Here is a 21,372-nt window from a genome sequence, read left to right as displayed (position 1 = left end):
AGGGCTTCAGCCGCATGAGCACCCCCGCATTCCCGGAATTCCCCGACGGCTTCTTCTTCGGCGCCGCCACGGCGAGCTACCAGATCGAGGGGGCGTACGGGGAGGGCGGCAGAGGGCCGTCCATCTGGGACACCTTCTGCCGCGAGCCCGGACGCGTGGCCGGCGGCGCCACCGGCGACATCGCCTGCGACCACTACCACCGCTACCGCGAGGACGTGGCTCTGCTGCGCGGCCTCGGCGTCGACAGCTACCGCTTCTCCGTCGCCTGGCCGCGCATCCAGCCCGACGGCACAGGACCGGCCAACGCGGCCGGACTGGACTTCTACGACCGCCTGGTCGACGAGTTGCTGGCCTCCGGGATCTCCCCCGCCACCACCCTCTACCACTGGGACCTCCCCCAGGCTCTGGAAGACCGTGGCGGCTGGCGGGTACGGGAAACAGCGGAGCGCTTCGCGGACTACGCCGGCCTTGTCGTGGAGCGGCTCGGCGACCGGGTGGGCCGCTGGATCACCCTCAACGAGCCGTTCTGCAGCGCCTTCGTCGGCTACGCCGCGGGCGCCCACGCCCCCGGCGCACGGGAGGGCCGTGGCGCGCTGGCCGCCGCCCACCACCTCCTCGTCGGCCACGGCCTCGCCGTCCGCGCCCTGCGCGAGGCCGGCGCCCAGGAGGTCGGGATCACGCTCAACCCGGACCGGTTGCTCGCCACCACCCCCGGTTCACCGGCCGACCTCGCCGCCGTGCGCCGGGCCGAGACCCTGCACAACGAGGTGTGGCTGGACCCGCTGTTCGCCGGGCGCTATCCGCAGCACGAAGCGGAGACCTGGGGCGAGCCGGCCAACGGCTCGAGCCGATCAGACAGTTCATGCGGTCTCGACACTTCGTACCGTCTCGACACTTCGTACCGTCTCGACGGCGACCTCGAACTTGTCGCCGCCCCACTCGACTTCGTCGGCATCAACTACTACCGGCCGATCACCGTCGCGGACGCCCCGCACCGCGACCCGGACCCTGCGACCCGTACGGCCGTCGACATCCGGGTCGCCGAGACCTGGCGCGACGACGTACGGCACACCACCATGGGCTGGCCGGTCGTCCCGCACACCTTCACGGACCTCCTGGTCGACCTGACCAAGCGCTACCCCGAGCTGCCCCCGCTGGTCATCACCGAGAACGGCTCGGCCGAGGCCGACACGGTCACGGACGACCGCCGGGTCCACGACACCGACCGGATCGAGTACCTCCGCAGTCACCTGGAAGCCCTCTCCGCCGCCATTCGCGCCGGCGTCGACGTGCGCGGTTACTACGTGTGGTCGCTGCTCGACAACTTCGAGTGGGCCCGCGGCTACGGCCAGCGGTTCGGCATCGTCCGGGTCGACTACGACACCCAGGAGCGCGTCCCCAAGGACAGCTACCGCTGGTTCCGGGACCTGATCGCCACCCACCGCGCGCGAACCACCACCGCTGACAAGGACCACCGATGAAGTTCACCGACGGCTACTGGCTGATGCGCGAGGGTGTCCGGGCGTCGTACGCCACCGAGATCGCCGAGGCGCGCGTCGACAACGACCGGCTCACCCTGTACGCCCCGGTGCGACGGGTGGAGGAGCGGGGCCACACCCTCAACAGCCCGCTCCTGACCGTCGAATGCTGGTCACCCGCCGAGGGCGTGATCGGTGTCCGCTCCACCCACCACGCGGGCTCCGCCGCACACGGCCCCGACTTCGCCCTGCGCACCGACCCCGACCACACCCCGAAGATCATCCGGGACGGGTCCCTGCTGGAGCTGACCAGCGGGGAGCTGTCCCTGCGGGTGGACACCGCCGCACCCTGGCGCCTGGACTTCACCGCCGAGGGCCGCGTCCTCACCTCCGCCGGGTCCCGCGGCACCGGCTTCGCCCTCACCGGCGACGGCCGCCACCACTCGCTGGCACAACTGTCCTTGGGTGTCGGCGAATTGGTCTACGGGCTCGGCGAGCGCTTCACCCCGTTCACCAGGAACGGCCAGAGTGTGGACATCTGGCAGGCCGACGGCGGTACCGCCAGCGAGCAGGCGTACAAGAACATCCCCTTCCATCTCACCAACCGGGGCTATGGCGTCTTCGTCAACCACCCCGGCCACGTCTCGTACGAGATCGGGTCCGAGGCAGTGGGGCAGGTGCAGTTCAGCGTCGAGGACCAGTCGCTGGAGTACTACGTCATCCACGGCCCGACGCCCAAGGACATCCTGGACCGCTACACCGCCCTCACCGGCCGCCCGGCGCTGCCGCCCGCCTGGTCGTTCGGGCTGTGGCTGTCCACCTCCTTCACCACCTCGTACGACGAGGAGACGGTCAACCGGTTCGTCCGCGGCATGTCGGAGCGCGGCATCCCGCTCGGCGTCTTCCACTTCGACTGCTTCTGGATGCGCGAGTACCAGTGGTGCGACTTCACCTGGGACCCCGACGTCTTCCCGGACCCGGAGGGCATGCTGCGCCGCCTCAAGGACGAGCAGGGGCTGCGCGTCTCTGTATGGATCAACCCGTACATCGGCCAGAAGTCCCCGCTCTTCACCGAAGCCATGCGCCATGGCTACCTGGTGCGCAGGGCCAATGGTGATGTGTGGCAGTGGGACCTGTGGCAGGCGGGCATGGCGCTGGTCGACTTCACCAACCCTGAGGCGCGGAAGTGGTACGCGGGCAAGTTGCGCGGGCTTGTCGCACAGGGCGTGGACTGCTTCAAGACCGACTTCGGCGAGCGCATTCCGACGGACGTGGTGTGGCACGACGGTTCCGACCCGGAGCGCATGCACAACTACTACACCCAGCTCTACAACGAAACCGTCTTCGAAGTGCTGAGCGAGGCGCGGGGTGCCGACGAGGCCGTGCTCTTCGCTCGGTCGGCGACCGCGGGCGGGCAGCAGTTCCCGGTCCACTGGGGCGGCGACTGCGAGTCCCACTTCGGGGCGATGGCCGAGTCGCTGCGCGGCGGCCTTTCGCTCGGCCTGTCCGGCTTCGGCTTCTGGAGCCACGACATCGGCGGCTTCGAGGGCACGCCGACGCCCGAAGTCTTCAAGCGGTGGGTGCAGTTCGGCCTGCTGTCCTCGCACAGCAGGCTGCACGGCAGCAGGTCGTACCGTGTGCCGTGGGACTTCGACGAGGAGGCCGTGACGGTCACCCGCGACTTCACGCGCCTCAAGCACCGCCTCATGCCGTATCTCTTCCGAGCGGCCGAGCAGGCGCGGGAGCGGGGCACGCCGGTGATGCGCGCCATGCTGCTCGAGTTCCCCGAGGACCCGGCGTGCCACGCCCTCGACCGGCAGTACATGCTCGGCGAGGACCTGCTCGTCGCCCCGGTGTTCTCGGCGGAGGGGACTGTCGAGTACTACGTGCCTGACGGGACGTGGACCCATCTGCTGTCGGGCGAGCGGGTCCGGGGGCCGGGCTGGCGACGCGAGCGGTACGGGTTCGACAGCCTGCCGTTGCTGGCCCGCCCCGGCTCGGTGATCCCGTTCGGGGAGAGTGATGACAGCGCAGTGTACGACTGGGCCCACGGGGTGACACTGCGCGTCCATGCTCCGGCGGACGGCACGATGACGCTCACGCGGATCCCTGCTGCCGATGGCTTCGCGGGTGCCACCTTCCGCACGCGGCGGGTGGGCGACGTCATCACGGTCGAGACCGAGGGCGAGGGCGCCCAGGTGCCGTGGCGGGTCCTGCTCGTCGGCATCGAAGCCGCCGGCGAGCGCTCCGAGCAGACCACCCTCGGCACACTGCTCACGGCCGCGCCCGGCGTCGCGACGGTCTCGGCGCTTCTCATGGAGGCGGACTCGGCGTAGCGACCTGCAGGGGAGCGGCTGGAGGGGCGGTCACTCCCCCTCGGGCCGCCAGTCAAGGAGTTTGACCTTGCCGACGTTGTCGACGTGGGTGTGCATGGCCCGGGCCGCGTCTTCGGGTGAGCCGGCCCGCACGGCGTCAGCGACGAGTTGATGCTGTTCGAGTGACTGGGCAGGGCGGCCGGGCTGGCGCAGTGACTCGTTGCGGCTCTCCGCCGCCTTCACGATCCTGGGCTGCGTTGCAGTGCCGCGCATCGCGGCGCGCATGGGGCGGCGCGGCGCACTCGTCTCACTCTTCGCGCTGATGATCGTCGGAATCGTGGGCGCCTACGGTTGGGCCTATCCCCACCACTCGATCGTCCTGCTCTTCGCCTTCCTGCCGGTACTCGGCCTGGGCGGCGCCAGCTTCGCGGTCTTCGCCATCTGGCTGCCGGAGCAGTACCCGACACGGATGAGGGCGACCGCCTTCGCCTTCACGACCGCCTTCTCCCGATGGGTCGCCGCGGGCGGCACCTTCCTCATCGGCTACGGCACCCACGCCACCGGCTCGCTCACCCTCCCCCTCACCGCGGCCGTCTTCGTCATCAGCATGCTCCTGGTACGCCTCGCCCCGGAGACCCGCAGCACGGCGCTCCCTTCCTGACCGCCAACGCCCTTCCCGTGCCGGTCAGTTCGTGGGCCCGGGATCCTTCTCGTGGTCGTCGGCATCCGGCGGAGCACCCTGCTGCCCGCCCTCGCCGACGGACTCGGCGTCGAGCGGTACGCCGTTCGTCCGCAGCATGTGCCTCACGTCCAGGATCAGTGGGAACACTTCGTGGTTCTGGTCCTCGCCCTGTTCGTCCCAGGCTCGCTGCTCGGCCTCGACCGCCATCCGGTCCTGGGCGAACACCCGTTCAGTGAAGCGGCGGATGAGCGGCCATGCCAGATGGAGCACCCCGGGGACCGGCGGCTTCGCGATCATCAGCAGGCCGTAGGCGTGGTTGATGCGCTGTTCGGCGTCCTCCGGCACGTAGGCCGCCCAGAGGGAGAACGACGGCAGTTCGGCGCCGTCGGGGACGGCTTGCAGGGTTTGGTACGGGTACTGGGTGCGGATGGTGATCTCGTCGGGTGTCTGCTGTCCACCGAGCCCCTCGGCGGACAGCAGTCCGGCGCCGCGGTCCTTCTTGCCCCCGGCGGGGACGAAGAGGTAGCGGGCCTCGACGAACTGCGGGCCGGTCTCGTACCCCAGCAGCTCGGGCTGAATTCTGCCCAGCACGCTGCGGTGCAGGAACTGGTGGTTCATGTCGAGCAAGTTCTCGTGCATGAACGAGTAGTGGCAGCGCACGGTGCGCGAGAAGGTCATGGTCCGGTGCGTGGCCGCGCCGAACTCCGGCAGCACCGGGAACGGCGCCGCCTCCGCCTTCTCGGGGTCGCCGGGGAAGACGAACACCAGGCCGAACGCCTCGCGGACCGGATACGACCGCACTCCGCGCGGCGGCCGCTCGCACCCCTTGGGCAGGTACGGTATCTGCGAGATGCGGCCGTTTCCGCGGTAGGACCAGGCGTGGTAGCAGCAGCGCAGGGCGTCCCCCTCGACGACTCCGAGGCTCAGTGGCACCTGGCGGTGCGCGCACCGGTCCTCCAAGGCGTAGACGCTTCCGCTCCGGCCGCGGTAGAGCGCGATCCGTTGTCCGGCGAAGACGGCGGCGAAGGTGCGCTCCCTGCGCACAGCCCGCGACCGGGCCACGGGATACCAGTAATCCGGGTCGATCCCGATCCGCCGCAGGTCGGCGACGGCCTCTCCGCGTTCGGCCGCCGGACGACGGGGGAAGCCCGCCGGTCCGTCGGCGCTGCACCCGTCCGTTCGGGGAAGGGCCTCGGTCATGTACTGCTCCCTTGCGCTGGAGCCGGCAGGACAGGGAAGCACCGGGCTCCCGGAGGTGTACGCGCGTCGCGCGGCCGGTCTGTCCCGGGCCGAGCCTCAGGGGTCCGGTGGCTGCCGATCAGCGGGCGCGCCGGCGACGGCATCGGTTCGGTCCGACCCACCGGAGGCCGAGGGCGCTCCGCCTGCCGCAGCAGGACTCCATTCCTCCACGGTGGTAGCAGCCGGACCGAACGGCAACTGCGACAGCGTGCATCGCCGGTCCGTCACGGCGCGGCCGGCGCGAACACGACAAGGCGCGTCCACTACGGGACCGGACGCCCCCGCAGGCCGGGAGACGGCCCCCTGTTGCTCCATTTGCCTGTTCGGCTCCCCTGAGCGCGGTACTGGGCTTCGCCGTTCCCCGTCGACACGTTGACGCCGTGCGATCGTGCAGCGTCAGAGCGATGCGACCAAAGGAACGTATGAACGAGACCGTTTCAATTCCTCCCAGAACGGTCGAGGCCGGGGATGATCACGTCTTCCCTCCGGCGACCACGACGGTGCACACCCGGGCAGAGCTGGACTTGCTCCTGCGATCAGCTCTCGCCCTCGAACATGCCACCATTCCCCCGTACCTCTGCGCGATGTTCTCCCTCAAGGACGGAAAGAACCGAGAGGTCGAACGCATCATCCGCAGCGTCGTCATGCAAGAGATGCTGCACCTGGCACTGATCGGAAACATCATGAACTCGATCGGTACCACCCCCAGGTTCGACGACCCGGACCTGGTTCCCGTCTACCCGGGGCGGCTGCCCGGCGGGGTGATGCCCGACCTGGAGGTCTCGCTCGGCGCCTGCTCGATCGAACGGGTACGCCAGGTCTTCATGGGCATCGAGCTGCCCGAGGAACCGCTCGCCCCGGCCGGCCAAAGAGCGCTCCAGGCCATCTCTGGGTACAACCCTCTGCTGGACGAGCACGGGAACATCCAGAACCTCAACGAAGAGGCCCTCGACGCCCCTCGAAAGTTCTTCGCCCTGGCCGACTACGACGCCACCACCGTCGGCGGGTTCTACCAGCACATCGCACAGGCACTGACCGATCTCGACGCGAGTGACGAGAATCTGTTCGGCGGCGATCCACGCAGACAGGTCAGCTGGCCGCACGCCCCCGGACGGCTGTACCGGGTGACCAATCTGCAGACAGCGCTCTGGGCCATCCTCGAGATCATCGACCAGGGCGAGGGCCATGCCCAGGACCCGACCGTGGGCCCGCTACCGGGAAGGGCGTCATGACCAGCACCGATCAGGACGGGGCCGTCGGCGGGCCCGACCGACGTACCGCTCTGCAACTGGCGGCCACTGCCGCTGTGTCGGGGGTGCTCGCCACCGGCACAGGGGCGCCGGCCTCGGCGTCGGCCGACACCGAACCGTCGGCCGTCACCGGACCATCGGCGGCCGACGGACCACTACCGGCCGAGCCAGTCGCGGATGAGCTGGCGCACTACTACCGGTTCTGGGAGATCGTGCAAGGGCGCCGGCTGGTCAAGACGCACGGTTACTGGGCGTTCGACGGTCCGCGGATCCCGTTCGATCCGAGCGGTGTGCATCGCCTGGTCGAGAATCCCGACACCCAGCGGCTGGAGGAGGGCTCGGCAGCGCGCAGAGCGTCCGAACGGTGCGACCGCGCCTACACCGAGATGCTCAGGACGCTCAACCGCGTGTTCGACGGCCACCCCGAAGAGCTCCGCCGGGCCCAGAAGCAGATGGAAGCCCTCGGTAAGCAGGCCCGTGCCCTGATGCGGATGCCGAGCGCCCCCGGCGCGAAGACCTTCCTGGCCCCCGCCTTCCAACTGGCCGAGGACCGCTGACGAGGACGTGCCCGCGGCTCTGTCCGTGGACGCGTCCACGGACGCATCCACGCATCCCACAGCCGATGCGTCCGCGGTTACGACGCCTGCGCTCGCGGTGCCTGGTCCGGTCACCAGCCCTACGTTGGTGACATGGCAGTGATGACCGCAAAACGTCCGGGAGCGCAGGCTCGGGTTCGCGTCAAGGACGTCTTGTTGGCGGCCGTGGTCTTTCTGCTGTCGATGGTGGCGGTCTCGATCATTCATGAGCAGCACCGGATCTCCATCCGATGGCAGGCCGTGGTGCTCCTCGGGACCAGCTCCTTCGCGCTGGTGTGGCGGCGCCGCCACCCCTTCGGCGTACTCGTCGTGGCCGTCGCCTGCGCAGTGGTGCTTCAGTCGCTCGGGTTCCGGGAGGGTCCGCTGGGGACGAGTTCGGTCATCCTGTCCGTGTACACCGTCGCCGCGTGCACCGACCGGCGCACCACCTGGACCACAGCGTGCGTGTCGGCGTCAGTGCTGGTGGGGGCGGCCCTTGTGACCGACCCACGGACGTGGCTCTCCCCGGACAACGCGGCGATGCTGGCATGGACGGCTCTGCCGGCGGCGATCGGGGACGGAGTGCGATCGCGCAGGGCCTATGTGGCAGCCGTGGAAGAACGGGCGGAGCACGCGGAACGCACCCGCGAGCAGGAGGCCCGTCAGCGGGTGGCGGCCGAACGTATGCGGATCGCGCGTGAGTTGCACGACGTCGTGGCCCACCACATCGCCCTGATCAACGCCCAGGCGGGCGTCGCCGTCCATCTTGTGGAGCAGCGGCCCGAACACGTACTCACGGCCCTGGAGGGGATCCGCGACGTGAGTCAGTCCGCGCTCGACGAACTGCGGGTGACCGTGAGCCTGCTGCGGCAGCCGGACGAGACAGCCGCGCCCCGTGATCCGACGCCGGGCATGGGTCACGTACCCGACCTTCTGGCGTCCTTCGACCGTGCTGGGCTTGCTGTCAAACAGACGGTGAGCGGCGACCCCCAACCCCTGCCACCGGCGGCCGACCTGGCGGCGTACCGCATCATTCAGGAGGCCCTGACCAACGTGCGCAAGCACTCGGGTGTGGACCAGGCCCGACTGGACTTGTCCTACCTCCCGAACCTGCTGACGATCACTGTGCAGGACGACGGACCGTCGCAGCCCACCCGCTCCGACCCGGGAAAGGGCCACGGCCTGATCGGGATGCGCGAGCGGGCCGGCACAGTCGGAGGCAGGGTGCAAGCGGGACCGCGCGCCGAAGGCGGTTTCACCGTGACTGCCGAGCTGCCGCTGCTGTCCGGCACGGCCGAGGGCGAACCGGCGTCGGCGGGTACCGACGAGACGGGTTCGAGGGGCACCGCCGAGGAGGGACGAGCGTGACGATCCGAGTCCTTCTCGCCGATGATCAGGCTCTGCTGCGGGGCACCTTCAAGATGCTGTTCGATTCCGCGGACGACATGGAAACCGTGGGGGAAGCCGCGAACGGCAGGGAGGCCGTGGACCTCTGCGAAGAGCTCCATCCGGACGTGGTCCTGATGGATATCCGCATGCCCGAGATGGACGGCCTCGACGCCACGCGCCTGATCAGCGAGTCCGAGGACCTCGCCGGGGTGAAAGTCCTGATCCTCACCACCTTCGAGGACGACGAGCACGTCGCCGAGGCGCTGCGTGCGGGAGCGAGCGGCTTTCTCGGCAAGGGGGTGCGGCCCGACGTCCTGCTCGAAGCCGTCCGCACGGTGGCCGCCGGTGAGGCGCTGCTCTCCCCCGTGGCGACGCGCGCGCTGATTTCCCGTTTTCTGGCGCAGCCCGAGCTGTACCCGGCCGTCGTCCAGGAACGCCTGCAGTACCTGACGCCGCGGGAGCGCGATGTGATGTGCCTGGTGGCGCTGGGCCTATCGAACGAAGATATTGCCGAACGTTTGTTCGTAAGCCCACTGACCGCGAAGACGCACGTCAACCGCGCCATGACCAAGCTGGCGGCGCGTGACCGGGCCCAGCTCGTGGTCATGGCCTACCAGTGCGGCCTGGTCAGCCCAGCGGTGGAACCGACCGGCCCACAGGCTTGAGGGCCGGTCGGAGCAGGCGGGACGGCGTCGGCCGTACGCCCGGGCATCGGATACCACGGATGCAGTAGACGCGATTCGCTTCAGGGGGACGACGCGCGATCGCACCGCGTCGGCCACATTGAACGTATGAACGGAAGCAGGTTCTCGAGCCCCAGTGCCCCGCGGCACGACCGGCCCTCGGCGCCTGCCCGCCTCATGTGCCGCAGCTGCGCGATTCCGCGCCTGTGCGGTGGCCAGGAGAGGACTCGACATGTTCAGTAACTCCCAGGAATGCCAGACCACGCGTGACCGGCTGGCCGGCTACACGCTCGACGCACTCTCCGAGGAAGAGGCCCGCGCCGTCACCGCCCACTTGGCGACCTGTTCCGCGTGCCGGGACGAGCACTACTGCCTGGCGGCGGTGGCTGCTCACCTGATTCCTCTCCGGGAGGCGCTGGCCGACGAGTCGCGCCGCAGCATGCCCCGTCGACGCCGCCCGGAGCGGACCGCGTCGCTGACTCTCGCGCACTGGGCGAACTGCAAGGTGCTGGCAGCGACCGGCTGAAACGCGGTGTACGGGGGGAGGGCGTCACCCGTCCCCCGGCAGACGCCCTCCCCCGTACCGCTCCGCATCCAGAAGTCGTGATGCCGCCAACCGGTCGTCCACGCAAGGGCGTTGGGCGCTGTCGGCAGGCCCGAGGATCCGGATCCGACTTCTCTTGCGGAGAGGCACAACCATCCTGATGTGTCGCGAGTCACATGATGTAAGAGCAACAAACTCGCAAAGATCACAAGGGGGAAATATGCGATTCAGCCGACCTGTCCTGACTGGCGCCGCCCTGGCAGCCCTGGCCCTCGGGGGCACGACCGCTCTGGCGGGACCCGCCTCCGCCACACCCAACACCACGCCGCAGAAGGTGTGCGGGAGCAGCTACAAGACCGTGAACTCGGCCCCCATCGGCTCACTGGGCACGGTCTACCTCACGTACAACTCCACGAACGGCAAGAACTGCGTCGCGACGATCCGCAAGAACCCCGGCACCCGGCTGGACATGTCCGCCTGGATCTACGTCTCCGACACCGACCAGGGAGACCAGGACTACGGGCAGTACACGTCCTACGCGGGTCCCATCTACGTCTACGGCAAGGGCCACTGCGTCGACTGGGGCGGCAACATCAGCAACGTGTACGTCCAGGTGACCGGGTCCAACTGTGCCGCGCTCCGGGAGCACCGGGTCACCACGACCCGCTGATCGCTCGCCGCGCGACAACGCACAGCTGACCGACGCACCACCGACCGGCCAACGGTGAGCACACCAGCCACCGTTGGCCGGTCTCCGCGCGAAGTCCCCACAGACTCAGGCCTGTTGCAGCCGACCGCAAAGCGCCTACGTCGCGCGGAACCGTCCCTGCTCCACCTCGGCGACCAGCCCTCCGCCCCTCAGCACGTCCAGGTGCTGCACCGCCGTCCTCCGCTCGACCGGCCTCACATGCGGCCCTTCGACGTGGGGCCGGTAGACGAGCCTGTGCTCGACGATCTCCTCGACGGTCCGCGGCTCTCCGAGGAACGTGAGCAGTGCCGCCTCGCGCTTGGCCACCACGCCGGCAAAGGCGTCGAGCCGACGCCGGAATTCCTCGGCGCCCTCGATCACGCCCTTCTGGTGGGACGTGCCGTACCAGCGGGCGTCGATCTCCCGGCACCGGCGCATCGACGCCTCGAAGTCCACGAGACTGCTGCCGAGGTCCCCGTAGTAGGGACCGAACGACGTCAGGTCGATGTCCCCCACGAACAGGAAGCCGTCCGGCTCGATCAGGAAGCCGCTGTGGCCCGCGGTGTGCCCGGGCAGATGCACGACGGTCACGGTGCGGCCGCCGAGGTCGAACACGGTCCCGTCCTCGAACCCCTTGGCGTCCGGTCGCCCCTGCACATGGAACTCGTCCCGCATCATCTTGTCGACGGCGTCGACCTCTTCGGGTGGCAGCCCGATCCCGGCGACCAGAGCTTCGCGGGATCGCAGCGCGTCGAGGTCACCTTCGTGAGTGTGGACCGGCACCTCGTAACTGCCGAGACCGGCGATGTGGTCCTCGTGCGCATGGCTCACGAGGACCAGGTCCGCGGGTGGCGCGCCTTCGACGAGCGACAACGACGGGTCGACGACCAGCGATTCGGCCGTGCCACGCACCAACAGCGTGTTGCCGTACGGGTAGGCACCTCGCTGGGCGCCTACGAGCACGCTGACGTCGCCATATTCTGCCGCTGTGTATCCCGTGGTACGCATTTTCAAGACCCTCTCACTTTCCGGTCCGATCTCCGGTCGAACGCCCACATCGCGTGCGGCACCGGAGCGTTGAAGACGAGCTCGGGAGCGAACCGGGGCCCGGGCTCGCCATACGGTGTCGGGCTCGGCGGCGGGCGGCGTGACGGGCTGCGGGACGGCGTGGGGCATGCGGATGCTCCGCAGGTGTGCGGGAGGGAAGAGTGTGGGAGAGGCCCTGCACGGCAGGGGTACCACCTGGTGTTCAGCGGGACTGGAAGTCGGCCAGCGCGTGGACGACGTGGGACGACGCCGGGTAGAGCTCGCGGTAGAGCGCGTACAGCTCGTCGTAGCGGGACGTCATCTCCGGGCGGGGGGTGACGACTTCCTGGACCGGGTTCCATGCGTCGATGCGGGCGTCGGCCACCAGTTGGGCGGCGAGGAGCGCCCCTCCGTAGGAGGCGCCGATCGAGGTCGTACGCACCTCTTGGGCCCTGCCGGTGACGTCGGAGACGATCTGGGTCCACAGGCGTCCCTGGGTGCCGCCGCCGACAGCGACGACGCGGCGGATGTCACCCCCGGCCGCTTCGATGGCCTCGACGTTGTGCCGCACTCCGTACGCCGTGCCTTCCAGGGCTGCCCGGTACAGGTCTCCGCGGGTGTGGGACAGCGTGAGGCCCGCGATGACGCCGCGCGCCCGTGGGTCGGTGATCGGGGTGCGCTCCCCGGCGAAGTACGGAAGCATCAGCAGGCCGCCCGCACCTGGGCCCGACTCCTCGGCCAGGCGCAGCAGTTGTCGGTAGTCGTCGCTGCCGAACAGGTCGCGCAGCCAGCTCGTGACAGCGCCGGACGTTGCCATTCCGCCGGCGAGGTTGCGGGTGTCGGGGAGGGCGCCGACGGTGCTCCACAGCGAGGGGTCGCGCAGCAGCCCCGGCACGGTGTGGACGAGGAACATCGTCGTGCCGTACATGAGCATGAGGTCGCCGATCCCGTGTGCGCCGACGCTCAGCGCCTCGGCCCAGGCGTCGATGGTTCCGGTGGTGACCGGGATACCGGTTGGCAGGCCGGTGAGGCGCGCGGCCTCGGCGGTCACCGTGCCAGCCGCCTCGCCGGACCAGCGCAGTTCGGGAAGTTCGATGCCGGGGGCGATCAGGTCGCTCCACGGGGTGTACCAGTCGCGGGTCAGGGTGCCGTAGAGCGGGGTGCTCTGGCTGGCCGAGTGGTGGTCGAGGACGTAGGCGCCAGTGAGTTTGCGTACGAGCCAGGAGCTGGGCATGTAGAGCCTGCGGGCGCGGGCGTAGAGCTCCGGTTCCTGTTCGGCGATCCACGCCACCTTGGCCCCCGCCGCCTGGGTCGTGAGCCGCGAGCCACAGCGGTGGGCGATCTCTTCGGCGCCCAGCTCGCTCTCGAGCCGCTCGATCTGGGGGACGGAGCGGGTGTCCACGCCGTAGAGGATCGCGGGGCGTACAGGTGTGTCGTTCTCGTCGGCGAGCAGCACGCAGGGGCCCATGCCGCTGACCCCGACCGCGATGACCTCCGCGTCGTGCGCGGTGGTCAACTCGCGGGTCAGGGAGACGAATTCGCCCCACCAGATGTCCGCGTCCATCTCGACGTGTCCGGGGGCCGGGCGGTCGACGGCGTGTTCACGGACGGCCGTGTGCAGCACGGTGCCGTCGAGGCCGACGAGGACGCCTTTGCTGCTGGACGTTCCGATGTCCACACCGATGACTGCTGACTGAGGCATACGAGCACCGTATTTCTCGGTTCGTTCCGGAGCGTTGCGCTGGGGTCATTTCAGGCCGGAAGTCTTGATGGACTCGACCATCTGGCGCTGGGATACGAGGAAGAGGGCGAGCATGGGTATCACGGCGACCACGGCGGCGGCCAGGACGTGGTTCCAGTTCGCGCCGTACTGGGTGCCGGCTGGAAGGGTTGGCCGCGGAGGAGGCTGAACGACGCGGTACCCACCTGAATGACCGTCAAATCGGACGAGTGTCTCGCCGGATACCGCGCGGTCCTGCAGGGCCGTCTGCGGGAGACGGGGCAGGTCGAGTCGCCCGCCGAGTACGCCTGCCACGGCGACTTCCGCGTCGAGGGCGGACGGGCCGCGATGGAGCGGCTCCTCGCCCTGCCGGAACCCCGGGACGCCGTGTCCGTGGCGAACAACCTCATGACGGTGGGCGCCCTGGCCGCCTTGCGCGACGCGGGCCGCGAGCCGGCCCGAACTGGTCACCCCGTCACTGACCTCGCTCCAACTCCCGTCGTGTGACCTGGGGTTCGCAGCGGCGGGACTCCTTCAGGAGCGCATCGCGGGCACGGATAACCACTGCAGACGGTGGTCCCGCGTACGTCCCTCCAGGCCAGGGACTCGACGAGTGGACCGGCGCGGGGGTGACGGTGCCCGAATGACAGCGACGTTGCCCGGGACGCCTGAGGCGTTCCGGGCAACGTCGCCGAGCGGCACGTCAGGCTTCGGGCGCCGGTGAGAGGTGCTCGTGGACGGCGAGCCAGCGGCCGGAGTCCTGGCGGGCGAACACGGTCGTCTCGCGTTCGTGGAACGTCTCCTCGCCGGCCGTCGTGGCCACCGTGGTCTCGACCCGGTGGCTGAACACGGCAGTGTCGCCGAAGGGCTGCACCAGCTGATCGGCCGATGTGCAGCGCACGACCCGGAATCCGTCCTCGGCGACCCAGCGGTTCCACAGGGCGCGGTAGTCGGCGGTGGACGCGACGCGTTCGGCGGTGGTGTGGAAGACGAACGTCGCGTCCGGCGTGAACGCGCCGAAGTAGTCGTCGAGGCGGCCTTCGCCGAACGCGGACACCAGGGCGTCGGCGGCCTTCAAGACGTCGTCGGTCATCGGTCGTGCTCCTTCCGGCAGGGGTGCGGGGCGGTTCAGCCGATGCGGGCGACGGCGCGTACGGGTGCGCCGTCGGCGGCGGGCAGTTTCAGCGGCAGCAGCGAGACCTCGATGGGCTCGCCCGCCGCCTGCGCGTCGACCAGGGGGCCGAGTCCGGTCAGGTTCTCGGCGATCACGGCGTGCGCCCCGCACAGGATCTGGTGGGCGGGGAACTCGTCGGCGGGGGTGGGATCCACACTCAGCGCGTCGATGCCGACCGTACGCACGCCCGCGGCGACCAGGAGTTCGGCCGCCTCCCTGGTCAGGTAGGGGTGGGTGAGGTAGTCGTCGGTGCCCCAGTGCGCCGACCAGCCGGTGGCGACGAGAACGATCGCCCCGGCCCGGATCCGGCCCTCGAAGAGGTCCGGCCCGAGCGGCGAACGCGGCTGCGCGCCGCGGGCGTCGACGACGACGGCCTCTCCCACGAAGCGGTCCAGCGGGAGCTGGTCGAGGGTGGGCAGCGAATCGTCGATGTGGAACGGCGCGTCGACATGCGTACCGGACTGGGACCCCATGTCCAGGTGCAGGACGTTCACGCCGTCCGCCGCGACGCTCAGGGCCGGGGTGATCGTGACGCGCGGGTCGCCGGGGTAGACCGGCATGCCGGTCGCGAGCTCGACGGACAGGTCTACGAGGCGCATGGCCGTCACGCCCTTTCCGCGGCGGCGACGGCGGGCGCGGGGACGTCGTCGGTGATCGGCGGGACGGGCGCGTTCGAGGCGCGGACCAGGCGCGGCCCCTGGGGCCCGTAGACCTCGCGCGGCTCGGGGAAGAGCCACAGCAGGGCCAGGTAGAGGAGCGCGGCGACGCCCAGGCCCACCAGGAGCGAGAGGTCCACTCCGCCGGCCAGGTCGCCGAGCGGGCCGACGAACTGGCCGGGCAGGTTCACGAACATCAGGGCGAGGACCGCGGAGGTCAGCCACGCGCCCATGCCGCGCCAGTTCCAGCCGTGGGTGAACCAGTAACGGCCGCCCTTCTGGCGCCGGTTGAAGACCTGGAGCGAGTCGGGGTCGTACCAGCCGCGGCGGGTCAGCCAGCCGAGCATCATGATCACCATCCAGGGGGCGGTGCAGGTGATGATCAGCGTCGCGAACGTCGAGATGGACTGCGACAGGTTGGCCGCGAAGCGCCCGACGAAGATGAACCCGATCGACAGCACACCGACGAACAGCGTCGCCTGCACACGGCTGAAGCGGGTGAACACGCTGGAGAAGTCGAGCCCGGTGCCGTAGAGCGAGGTGGTGCCGGTGGACATGCCGCCGATCAGCGCGAGCAGGCACACGGGCAGGAAGTACCAGCCCGGGGCGATCGCGAGGAGCCCTCCGACGTAGTTCGACGCGCTCGGGTCCATGTACTTGGCCGCCTTCTCCGCGATGATCGAGGCGGTGGCGAGTCCGAAGAAGAAGGGCAGGATCGTGGCGATCTGCGAGGCGAACGCGGCCGTGACGACCCGGCGGTTCGAGGCCTGTGCCGGGATGTAGCGGGCCCAGTCGCCGAGGAAGGCGCCGAAGGACACCGGGTTGGACAGCACGATCAGGGCGGAGCCGATGAAGGCGGGCCAGAACCCGGCGGCCGAGGCGGACGAGAACGACCCCTGGTAGCCCGGGTCGAAGTCCCCGGCGAAGGCGAAGAAGCCGAGGACGAACAGCGTGGACGCCGCCACCACCGCGATCTTGTTCACGAACAGCATGAACCGGAAGCCGTACACGCACACCGTCAGCACGAGCAGCGCGAACACGGCGTACGCCAGCGCGAACACGCCGTCGTTCTGCGGCACGCCCATCAGCCGGTGTGCGCCGCCGACCAGTGCGTCGCCGGAGGACCACACGGAGATCGAGAAGAACGCGACGGCGGTGAGCAGCGAGAGGAACGAGCCGACGATCCGGCCGTGCACACCCAGGTGGGCCGAGGACGACACGGCGTTGTTGGTGCCGTTGCGCGGGCCGAACACCGCGAGCGGCGCCAGGATCAGCGCACCGGCCACAAGGCCGAGCACGGTCGCCGCGAGACCCTGCCAGAACGAGAGGCCGAACAGGATGGGGAAGGCGCCCAGGACGCAGGTGGCGAAGGTGTTGGCGCCACCGAACGCGACCCGGAACAGGTCCAGGGGCTTGGCGGAGCGGTCCGAGTCAGGGATGCGTTCGACGCCGTACTGCTCCACCTCCGTCAGAGCCGGGGAATCACTCATTCGTCCTCCTTGGGAGCGAGCAGGTTGATCAGGTCGTCGGCGGACGCGGCGGGCAGTTTCTTGCGCGACAGCGAAACATGTGCAGGTGGTCGGGTGAGTGTGCACGGCAAGGGATTGCCACGGCAATCGGTGCAGGCACGAAGAGGTAGCCTCATTTTGTGGCTGAGCACAAAGAACACCGCACCGACGGGGTGAACCGCCGGCGGGTGACCGTCGCGGACCTGCTGTCCTACCCCGCGTTGCAGTTGCGCCTGGTCGCAGGCGCGGCGGGCCTGACCCGCCCGGTGTCGTGGGCGCATGTCAGCGAGCTGGACGACCCCACGCCCTGGCTCCTGGGCGCCGAAATAATCATGACGACGGGTCTCGCGATGCCGCGCTCGGCCGCCGGGCAGCGGGCCTACCTGGAACGGCTCGACGACGCCGGGGTGGCCGCCCTGGCCGTCTCCGCCCAGTTGCACATGCCTCCGCTGCGCCAGGCGTTCCACGCCGCGGCCGAGGAGCGCGGCATGCCGGTTCTGGAAGTACCGCTCGCCGTTCCCTTCATCGCGGTCGCGCAGGAAGTCGCCGCCGCGGTCCAGGAAGACGCCCGCCACCGGCTCGGCGCCCAGCTACAGGTCTTCGGCGCCTTGCGCTGGCTCACCTCGGAGAACCTGGACACGGCCGAACTCTTCAGCCGCCTGGAGAACCTCTCCGGATACGCGATCTACCTGTGCACCCGGCAGGGCCGGCCCCTGCTGCCCGGCGTGCCCGCGCCGGACCCGTCCCTGCTGCCCCGCTCGGCGGACGCCCCGCCGACGATCCCCGGCGGATTCGCGCTTCCCGTACCCTCACCCGGCGGACCCGCCGGGTTCCTCATCGCCATAGCCCACGACGGCGCGCGCCCGGCGGGCCTCGCCGTCGTGCAGCACATCGCCACCGTGGCCGCACTCCAGCTCGCCATGGTCCGCACGGAACGCGAGACGCTGCGCCGCGAAGGCACCGAGATCCTGGCAGAGCTGCTGCAGGACGCGCTCGATCCGGCCGTCGCGAAGCGCCATCTGCTGCGCCACTCCATCAAGGGCGAGGCCTCCCTGGCGGTGGTCAGGGGCGTGACGCAGCAGGCCGTGCTGGAAGCCCTCCACGACGAGCCCTGCCTGCTCCTCAACCGGGGCGACGACCGCTACCTCTTCGGCTCGCCCCGGCTCGGCGACACGATCGCCGCCCTCCCGGGGGTGACGGCCGGCATGAGCCGCCCCGTCCGGCCCGGCGCCTCGCTGCGGGTCGCCCGGCGCGAGGCTCTGTGGGCCGCCTCCCACGCCGCGGCATCCGGCCGCCCGCTCGTCCGCTACGCCGACGACGCCACCGGCCGCTGGCTGCCCGACGACCCCGCCGCGCTCACAGCCCTGGTGGACCACGTGCTGGGCGACGCACTGCGCTACGACAGCAGCCATGGCTCCCGTCTGCTCCCCTCCGTGCGTACCTGGATGGAGCGCGACCGGCGCACGGACGAGGCCGCGACCGCGCTCCACATCCACCCCAACACCCTCTCCTACCGCCTCCGCCGCTTCAGCGAGCTGACGGGCCGCGATCTGTCCGCCACGGCGTCCTTCGCCGAGGTGTGGCTCGCGATCCGGGCGGCTGGGCAGTTGGGGCTTCTGGACTGATGGCCCCCGCCGGGCGAGCACGACCGTGCGGCCCGACTCGGGCCGGCGGATCCGCGCACAGGGCAGCCCGTCCCACACCGAGGTCCCTGCCGTCGAAGGGCTGACCTTCCCGCAGCCGCTGGTTATGCTGCCGCCGAAGCGTTCATGGAAGCGCTCAAACGAACAGCGGGTGTCGAGGGGGCCATCAGCATGCGTGAGCCGGTCGATCTCAGGCGGCAGCGGATTCTCGCCGTGGTTCAGTCGCGCGGGGCGACGCGCGTGAGCGATCTCGCCGCGGAGCTCGCCGTGTCGGTGGTGACGCTGCGCCGCGATGTCGAGGAACTCGCCAGGGAGGGCAAGCTGCGCCGTGGTCACGGCGTCGCCCGCCCGGTGCTGCCAGAGACGGATCAGGCCGCTGCCCCCGTCGAACCGATGGCCGACGGCGGTCCGGTCGCGGTCGTCGTTCCCGAACGCCACTCGTATCTCTACGAGGCACTGCACGGCGCCCGGACCGCGTTCGAAGAGGCGGGGATCCGGATCGCGCTGCACATCGCGCCGGCTGTCGCGGGAGCCGAACAGCCCATCGTGGAACAGGCGTTGGCGGCCGGCGCGCGTGGCCTGCTCATCGCCCCGCGCTGGCGCAGCAGGGCCACGGAGGAGGCCGACTACACATGGCTCGCCTCCCTGCCGGTGCCCGCGGTCGTGATGGAGCGCAGGCCGCGGCGCGGCAGCGCGCTGCACGCCGTGGACACGGTCTGTACCGATCACTGGTACGGCATCCATCTCGCCGTCGAACACCTCACCGGCCTCGGCCACCGGCGCATCGTGCTCGCCGCGAGGGACGACAGCCCGACTGCCCGCGCCCTGCGCGCGGCGTTCGTCGAGATCGCCGCGGACCATCCGGACGTCGACAAGTGGGCGGTGGCGCTCAGCTCGCCCGGGGCGGCTCCCGACCCGGCGGCGGAGGCGGCGGAGAAGCCCATCGAACTCCCGGGGCTGCTGGCCGAGTTGGGTGCGACGGCAGCCGTGCTGCACGGCGATGTGGACGCGCTCATGCTGGTGCAGTCGCTGCGCGACGGCGGGGTGCGGGTCCCGGAGGACTGTTCCGTGATCGCGTACGACGACGTGGTCGCGGGTCTCGGCAGCACGCCCCTCTCGGCCGTCTCGCCGCCGAAGGCCGAGGTGGGCCGGGCGGCGGCGGAGTTGCTGCTGCGCCGGCTCGGCGGGCAGTCGTCGGCCTCGGGCGCGGAACCGGCGCGACGCCTGGAGCTGCTCCCCACTCTGCAGGTGCGCGGTTCGACTCAGGCCCCGCACACCGCGGAATCGCACGCATCCGACACCACAGGAACCGGCGGCACAACTGCCGCCTCATAATGAGCGTTTGACCGTTTCATTTTCTTCTGATCGCTCTATTGACCAAGTCCGGTCAGCCGATCAGGATTCCCGTGACTCGAACACGCAGGAGCCGCGGGAGGCGCCCATGCCTGGTCGACAGAGCCGTCGATCGGTGCTCGCCGCGATCACCGCGCTGCCCCTGACGGGCGCCCTGAGCGCCTGCAGCGGGAACGACAGCGCGTCATCCGGGAGCAGCAGCAAGACCGGTACCAAAAGCAAGACCACCATTACGTTCTGGTCCGCGCTCCGCGGCAGCCAGGAGGTGGTGGATGCGTTCAACAAGACTCACGACACCATCCAGGTCGCTTTCGAGCAGATACCGTCCGGCACCTCAGGCGGATATCTCAAGCTCAGCAACGCGGCTCGCGCGGGCAACGCGCCCGACGTCGCCACCATCGAGTACCCGCAGGTCCCGGGCTACGCGATCGACGGTGTGGCCCGGGACATCACGGACGTGATCAGCGACAAGCTCAAGGCCAAGCTGCTGCCGCAGGCGCTCGGACTGACGACGTTCGAGGGGCGTACCTACAGCGTGCCCCTGGACGTCGAGCCGATGGTGCTGCACTACCGCAAGGACCTTTTCGACAAGTACGGCTTCGACGTCCCCACCACCTGGGACGAGTACACCGATCTGGCCCGCGCGGTGCGCCGTACCGGCGGCAAGCGCAAGGTGACCTTCTTCTCCACGGACATGGGCCAGTTCTCGGGCTGGTGCTGGGGGGCCGGTGCGCACTGGTTCGACACCTCGAAGGGCGCCTGGAACGTGTCGCTCGCCGACGCGCCCACGCGCCGCGTGTCCCAGTACTGGCAGCGGCTCATCGACGAGGACCTTGTCTATGTCAATCCCCCCAACAGCCGCGAGGCCGACGCCCAGGTCGGCAACGGCCTCGTCCTGACCCGGCACAGCGGCGCCTGGGACGCGGGTGCGCAGATGAACGCGCGGCCTCAGCAGAAGGGACTGTGGCGGATCGCCCCGCAGCCCCAGTGGGACCCGGCGAAGCCGGCGCTCGGCACCCAGGGCGGCTCGACGTTCGCGATCACCAAGGACAGCAGGCACCCCGAGGCCGCCATGGAGTTCATCGCGTGGCAGGTCTCCAGCCCCGACGCGATCAAGGCCCGTCTGTCCAGCGGCGCGAGCAGCCAGTACCCGGCCGCGACCGAGCTGATCAAGGAGGGCCGTGCCGCCTTCGACCGCTCGTACTACGGCGGGCAGGACATCTACACGCTGTTCGAGAACGAGGCCCAGAAGATCAGCGACGGCTGGGTCTGGGGGCCCCGGATGACCGCGACCGGGCAGGTCATGTCGGACGCCTTCGCCCGGGCGGCGGCAGGGTCCGGAACGATCGAGTCCTCCATGCGCGCCGCGCAGGACGGAACGATGCCCGATCTCAAGGCGCTCGGCCTCAAGACCACCCAGCACTCCACGTGAGGCCCCGCATCCCGAAA

The 21,372-nt window shown here is 70.0% G+C and carries 20 protein-coding genes; 13 read left to right on the top strand and 7 right to left on the bottom strand.

Going from position 1 to position 21,372, the window contains the following annotated elements; all coding sequences use genetic code 11:
- The first annotated feature begins 14 nt into the window (after window positions 1-14).
- Window positions 15-1,481, top strand: coding sequence for a beta-glucosidase (locus tag CG723_RS14185; protein ID WP_100593615.1), 1,467 nt, complete (start codon window positions 15-17; stop codon window positions 1,479-1,481).
- On the top strand, window positions 1,478-3,814 hold the full coding sequence (gene yicI, locus CG723_RS14180) for an alpha-xylosidase (protein ID WP_100593614.1): 2,337 nt from the start codon (window positions 1,478-1,480) through the stop codon (window positions 3,812-3,814). Before CG723_RS14185 ends, yicI begins: the two co-directional genes overlap by 4 nt.
- A 30-nt stretch (window positions 3,815-3,844) precedes the next feature.
- Here the strand turns inward: yicI and CG723_RS14175 are convergent, their stop codons facing one another.
- Window positions 3,845-4,066: an FCD domain-containing protein gene (locus CG723_RS14175; RefSeq protein ID WP_442802547.1), complete on the bottom strand. Its 222-nt coding sequence runs from the start codon at window positions 4,064-4,066 to the stop codon at window positions 3,845-3,847.
- Here CG723_RS14175 and CG723_RS14170 point away from each other — a divergent pair.
- Entirely contained in the window at window positions 4,056-4,454 is a 399-nt protein-coding gene (locus CG723_RS14170) for a hypothetical protein (RefSeq protein WP_199841780.1), read from the top strand. The two genes, CG723_RS14175 and CG723_RS14170, sit on opposite strands and share 11 nt — an antisense overlap.
- A gap of 24 nt (window positions 4,455-4,478) precedes the next feature.
- Here the strand turns inward: CG723_RS14170 and CG723_RS14165 are convergent, their stop codons facing one another.
- Complete coding sequence (locus CG723_RS14165) at window positions 4,479-5,675, bottom strand: aromatic ring-hydroxylating oxygenase subunit alpha (protein WP_100593611.1); 1,197 nt, start codon at window positions 5,673-5,675, stop codon at window positions 4,479-4,481.
- Window positions 5,676-6,136: 461 nt separating this feature from the next.
- Here CG723_RS14165 and CG723_RS14160 point away from each other — a divergent pair, with 461 nt between their 5' ends.
- From CG723_RS14160 to CG723_RS14135, 6 genes are all read left to right on the top strand, one after another.
- The gene (locus tag CG723_RS14160; protein WP_159032449.1) at window positions 6,137-6,946 is read left to right on the top strand and encodes a ferritin-like domain-containing protein; all 810 of its coding nucleotides are present in this window, start codon (window positions 6,137-6,139) and stop codon (window positions 6,944-6,946) included.
- Window positions 6,943-7,521, top strand: a complete 579-nt coding sequence (locus CG723_RS14155; RefSeq protein WP_100593609.1) for a hypothetical protein — start codon at window positions 6,943-6,945, stop codon at window positions 7,519-7,521. Before CG723_RS14160 ends, CG723_RS14155 begins: the two co-directional genes overlap by 4 nt.
- Window positions 7,522-7,653: 132 nt before the next feature.
- Window positions 7,654-8,907 (top strand): sensor histidine kinase, encoded by a 1,254-nt coding sequence (locus tag CG723_RS14150; protein ID WP_234374288.1) that lies wholly within the window; start codon window positions 7,654-7,656, stop codon window positions 8,905-8,907.
- Window positions 8,904-9,593 (top strand): response regulator transcription factor, encoded by a 690-nt coding sequence (locus tag CG723_RS14145; protein WP_100593607.1) that lies wholly within the window; start codon window positions 8,904-8,906, stop codon window positions 9,591-9,593. Before CG723_RS14150 ends, CG723_RS14145 begins: the two co-directional genes overlap by 4 nt.
- A gap of 250 nt (window positions 9,594-9,843) precedes the next feature.
- Window positions 9,844-10,137 carry a zf-HC2 domain-containing protein gene (locus CG723_RS14140; protein WP_100593606.1) on the top strand — a complete coding sequence of 98 codons (294 nt, stop codon included), beginning with the start codon at window positions 9,844-9,846 and terminating at the stop codon, window positions 10,135-10,137.
- Window positions 10,138-10,375: 238 nt separating this feature from the next.
- Window positions 10,376-10,825 (top strand): spore-associated protein, encoded by a 450-nt coding sequence (locus tag CG723_RS14135; RefSeq protein ID WP_100593605.1) that lies wholly within the window; start codon window positions 10,376-10,378, stop codon window positions 10,823-10,825.
- Window positions 10,826-10,960: 135 nt separating this feature from the next.
- Here the strand turns inward: CG723_RS14135 and CG723_RS14130 are convergent, their stop codons facing one another.
- Both CG723_RS14130 and CG723_RS14125 read right to left on the bottom strand, forming a co-directional pair.
- On the bottom strand, window positions 10,961-11,851 hold the full coding sequence (locus CG723_RS14130) for an MBL fold metallo-hydrolase (RefSeq protein ID WP_100593604.1): 891 nt from the start codon (window positions 11,849-11,851) through the stop codon (window positions 10,961-10,963).
- Between the two features lie 241 nt (window positions 11,852-12,092).
- Window positions 12,093-13,571: an FGGY-family carbohydrate kinase gene (locus CG723_RS14125; RefSeq protein WP_100593603.1), complete on the bottom strand. Its 1,479-nt coding sequence runs from the start codon at window positions 13,569-13,571 to the stop codon at window positions 12,093-12,095.
- A 228-nt stretch (window positions 13,572-13,799) separates the two neighbouring features.
- Between CG723_RS14125 and CG723_RS14115 the strand changes: the two genes are divergently transcribed.
- Entirely contained in the window at window positions 13,800-14,096 is a 297-nt protein-coding gene (locus CG723_RS14115; protein ID WP_234374287.1) for a hypothetical protein, read from the top strand.
- Window positions 14,097-14,292: 196 nt separating this feature from the next.
- Here CG723_RS14115 and CG723_RS14110 read toward each other — a convergent pair whose 3' ends face one another.
- From CG723_RS14110 to CG723_RS14100, 3 genes are read right to left on the bottom strand one after another with little or no spacing between them, the layout of a single operon-like run.
- Window positions 14,293-14,682, bottom strand: coding sequence for a YybH family protein (locus CG723_RS14110; protein ID WP_100593602.1), 390 nt, complete (start codon window positions 14,680-14,682; stop codon window positions 14,293-14,295).
- 35 nt (window positions 14,683-14,717) lie between these two features.
- Window positions 14,718-15,362, bottom strand: coding sequence for a cyclase family protein (locus tag CG723_RS14105; RefSeq protein ID WP_100593888.1), 645 nt, complete (start codon window positions 15,360-15,362; stop codon window positions 14,718-14,720).
- 5 nt (window positions 15,363-15,367) lie between these two features.
- Window positions 15,368-16,909 carry a purine-cytosine permease family protein gene (locus CG723_RS14100; protein ID WP_100593601.1) on the bottom strand — a complete coding sequence of 514 codons (1,542 nt, stop codon included), beginning with the start codon at window positions 16,907-16,909 and terminating at the stop codon, window positions 15,368-15,370.
- Window positions 16,910-17,067: 158 nt separating this feature from the next.
- Between CG723_RS14100 and CG723_RS14095 the strand changes: the two genes are divergently transcribed.
- The 3 genes from CG723_RS14095 (at window position 17,068) to CG723_RS14085 (ending at window position 21,355) form a co-directional block, all read left to right on the top strand.
- Entirely contained in the window at window positions 17,068-18,552 is a 1,485-nt protein-coding gene (locus tag CG723_RS14095; protein WP_234374286.1) for a PucR family transcriptional regulator, read from the top strand.
- A 189-nt stretch (window positions 18,553-18,741) separates the two neighbouring features.
- The gene (locus tag CG723_RS14090) at window positions 18,742-19,905 is read left to right on the top strand and encodes a substrate-binding domain-containing protein (RefSeq protein WP_100593600.1); all 1,164 of its coding nucleotides are present in this window, start codon (window positions 18,742-18,744) and stop codon (window positions 19,903-19,905) included.
- A gap of 106 nt (window positions 19,906-20,011) precedes the next feature.
- On the top strand, window positions 20,012-21,355 hold the full coding sequence (locus CG723_RS14085) for an ABC transporter substrate-binding protein (protein WP_100593599.1): 1,344 nt from the start codon (window positions 20,012-20,014) through the stop codon (window positions 21,353-21,355).
- Window positions 21,356-21,372 lie beyond the last annotated feature (17 nt).

Origin of the sequence: Streptomyces sp. CB01635, assembly GCF_002803065.1 — a bacterium.
Lineage (GTDB): Bacteria > Actinomycetota > Actinomycetes > Streptomycetales > Streptomycetaceae > Streptomyces.
The sequence above is the reverse complement of the archived record's forward strand: the minus strand, read 5'-3'. Positions and strand labels throughout refer to the sequence as shown.